Consider the following 2819-nt stretch of genomic DNA (forward strand, 5'->3'; position numbering starts at 1 on the left):
ATGAAGAGGCCAATGAACTGATAGACAGGTACGCAGGGTTCCACACTGAGGAGGTGGCGTATGCATTGGTGTCGGAGAAGGAAGGGCAGATGCTCCTCGGGTACGTAAAAGCCCATCCTGAGATGTACGGCCCGGACAAGAAGCCCTATGGGACAATATCTGGTGGTGGGTACAAGCCCAATCCAAAGGGCAAGTTCACCAAGAGCGTGGAGAAGGGGAAGAAAGAACCAAAAGGGCATCCTAAGTGGATGCCATGGAGATGAGGATATGTTTGAACTACTGCGTGCCCAGAAATGCATAAAATGTGGAGCTAAGGTAAAGAAAGCGCTCACCCTGACCAGCGTGAGCTTTAAGACAGAGAGCGGGGAGCACAAGGTCCAGATGGATGAAGAAGGCCCCTTCTGCAACACATGCACCCAGGTGAGAGCGTGGGAGCTGGTGGCAGAGGAAGAGAAGCGTCTGGAGCAGTTGAGCATAGGCAAGACCATCAATCTGATTGTCCAGAGTGAGGGATGAACATGGGGACGAACTACTACATTTGCTGCAAATCCTGCGGGTCGAGAGAAGTGCACATAGGCAAGATGTCCATCGGCAATCCCTTCTTATCATGCTTCGATGGATTGGATGCGTTGAAGGCCAAGCTCGCTGACATGAACGAGGGTTTGGACATGTTCGAGGTCAGGAACGAGTACAATGAGGCCATAAGCCCGGAGGAGCTGTGGGACTGGATTGACAAACGGACCGGGAGGGACGAACAGCTCTTAGGCTGGACATACACCGATGATGAAGGGGATTGGAGTTGAAGATATTATGACACAGAGAAAGGTTTTCGACATCTGGACAACAATAAGCAAGACCGGTGTCCTGAACATGGGCAAGTTCAAGCTGGGTGGAATGGAGAACCAGAAGGTCCACCTCATGATATACGCCGATGCGAACCCCATGGTCATCGCCAAGCCCTTGCCTGGGGTGCAGCAGTCCGGCAGGCTGACCAAGGACCGGGACCTAGACCCCATGCCCTGCACGCACTGCCAGGACAAGTGCAAGCAGGACCTGAAGTGTGACCTCTTCAAGGACTGGAGCGAGAGACAGAAAGAGGGCATAAATACGCATGACAAGGGCATCATCGGGGGTGGGCGATGATATGGCATACTGGACATGCTTTAAGTGCGGCAAAATAGGTTTGAAAACAATCGATGAACTGACCGATGAGGGGTGGCAAGGTTTTGACCTGCGATATGGAACGCCGTCCAAGCGTCTCAGGAAGTTCTCCTGCCCGGAGCATAGGGAGGAGTTCAAGGCAATGACCATCGAAATGTGGAAGGAGCTAGAGAATGAGCAGTGATGAGCGAACAAGGAGGTGAATGAAATGGAAATCGATGACAAGAAGCTACTGGCCGATTGGGTCTTGAACGAGAGCGACCTTAAGAATGGAGCGCATATCAACGAGAACATCTGCGAGCAATATGGCGAAAGTCAGGTTCGCGTCCTCATCCTAAGGGGAGGGCGGGAGTGATGCCCCATATTCAAACTCGTGAAGAAGGGATGAGATGAGGAGAAGGGGCAGTACAAAAGAGGAGGAAAGAGCGTGAACGCTGATGAGAACGTCTGTGATGAGCCCAGGTACTGCATGTACAAGGGCATATTCTGCGACCACGTCCTAGACTGCAAGTATGGGGGCAAGTGCACCCTCTATGAGGTCGAGGCACGAGGGAACGGCATAATCGCCTACAGGATATGCCGTGGGGACGATGACCTCCTGGACTTCATCAAAAGAATGTTCAAGGACGAGCAGACCGAGGTCAAGGTCAAGAAGGGGAGAATATGAACGAGAAACTAAGAGAAGCAATAGACAAGTGGCAGTTGGCCGGGTACGGCCCCGGCTATTGGGACGGCTATATTCAGGGCATGGTGGCCGCGAACCCTGAGCTGGGCAAGGAACGTATTATCTGGGTTTGTATAGATTGTGGGCTGCGCATGACCGATGTAGCCTTCAACTCGTTCTCTAAGCCCTGTTGCCGTAATTGCGCCAGCCCCATAGTCATTGATGAGGACCCGCGCTACTTCTGCTGCTCAAGGCTCGATGAGTTCATAGAGAAAGGGGCTATCTCCAGGAGAGGCGGTCGGTTCTGGCTGACCACCCACTACAACCCCATCAAGGTCGAGGGGGGTGTGGGCTATGCGTTCTGGAACGAGTGCTCAAGCGTCATCGAGCACTGCCCGTTCTGCGGAGCGGACCTCCCGAACGAGGTCGATAATCCCCCGCCTAAGAAAGAGTAAAAGATAAGACCTCTCTGCCCCATCCCCCATTCAGTGAGCTGGATGACCACCGAGATGATGTCCAGTGATGAGAGCATGGTCCATGCTCTGGAGAGGTGGTTGAATGACAGTGACCTCGACTGGTCCCCATATGGGTCGAGGGTCGACCCCTACATGGGCGAGACCGACGAGGCGGTAAGAGGGTGGATGTGGTGTCGCATACGTCGATTTGTAATCCGCAGGGATATGGGAATCTGCCAACTGTGCGGGTTCCCCATACAGGCCGGTGAGGAGCAGGTGCATCACATCGTGTTCCGGTGCCATGGTGGCAGTGACCACCCCATGAACCTCATGAGCCTAGACCGCTCATGTCATGAGGCTCTGCACAGGAACAAGGTGGAGATATATGAGGTGCTGTGAAATGGCCACGGATAGAAGTACCTGGAAGAAGCTCGAACGGCGGATAGCAAAATCCTTAGGGGGGTCCCGTGCCCCCTCATCGGGCTCCTACCTTTCAGACAGCACGGATATTGAGGGCGTCCGTATCTGCGATAAGGACT

9 protein-coding genes are annotated in these 2819 nt (G+C 53.7%); all 9 read left to right on the forward strand.

The window, feature by feature from the left end:
* The coding region (locus PHI12_14810; protein ID MDD5512057.1) for a hypothetical protein at positions 1-263 on the forward strand (263 nt) is incomplete at its 5' end.
* 4 nt (positions 264-267) lie between these two features.
* Entirely contained in the window at positions 268-516 is a 249-nt protein-coding gene (locus tag PHI12_14815; GenBank protein MDD5512058.1) for a hypothetical protein, read from the forward strand.
* A 2-nt stretch (positions 517-518) separates the two neighbouring features.
* On the forward strand, positions 519-803 hold the full coding sequence (locus tag PHI12_14820; GenBank protein MDD5512059.1) for a hypothetical protein: 285 nt from the start codon (positions 519-521) through the stop codon (positions 801-803).
* 7 nt (positions 804-810) lie between these two features.
* Entirely contained in the window at positions 811-1143 is a 333-nt protein-coding gene (locus PHI12_14825; protein MDD5512060.1) for a hypothetical protein, read from the forward strand.
* Between the two features lies 1 nt (position 1144).
* The gene (locus PHI12_14830) at positions 1145-1345 is read left to right on the forward strand and encodes a hypothetical protein (protein ID MDD5512061.1); all 201 of its coding nucleotides are present in this window, start codon (positions 1145-1147) and stop codon (positions 1343-1345) included.
* 24 nt (positions 1346-1369) lie between these two features.
* Complete coding sequence (locus PHI12_14835) at positions 1370-1516, forward strand: hypothetical protein (GenBank protein MDD5512062.1); 147 nt, start codon at positions 1370-1372, stop codon at positions 1514-1516.
* Positions 1517-1588: 72 nt separating this feature from the next.
* Positions 1589-1828 (forward strand): hypothetical protein, encoded by a 240-nt coding sequence (locus PHI12_14840; protein MDD5512063.1) that lies wholly within the window; start codon positions 1589-1591, stop codon positions 1826-1828.
* Positions 1825-2280: a hypothetical protein gene (locus tag PHI12_14845; protein MDD5512064.1), complete on the forward strand. Its 456-nt coding sequence runs from the start codon at positions 1825-1827 to the stop codon at positions 2278-2280. Before PHI12_14840 ends, PHI12_14845 begins: the two co-directional genes overlap by 4 nt.
* A 42-nt stretch (positions 2281-2322) precedes the next feature.
* Complete coding sequence (locus PHI12_14850; GenBank protein ID MDD5512065.1) at positions 2323-2679, forward strand: HNH endonuclease; 357 nt, start codon at positions 2323-2325, stop codon at positions 2677-2679.
* Positions 2680-2819: the final 140 nt, after the last annotated feature.

Source organism: Dehalococcoidales bacterium (assembly GCA_028716225.1).
Classification (GTDB): domain Bacteria; phylum Chloroflexota; class Dehalococcoidia; order Dehalococcoidales; family UBA5760; genus UBA5760.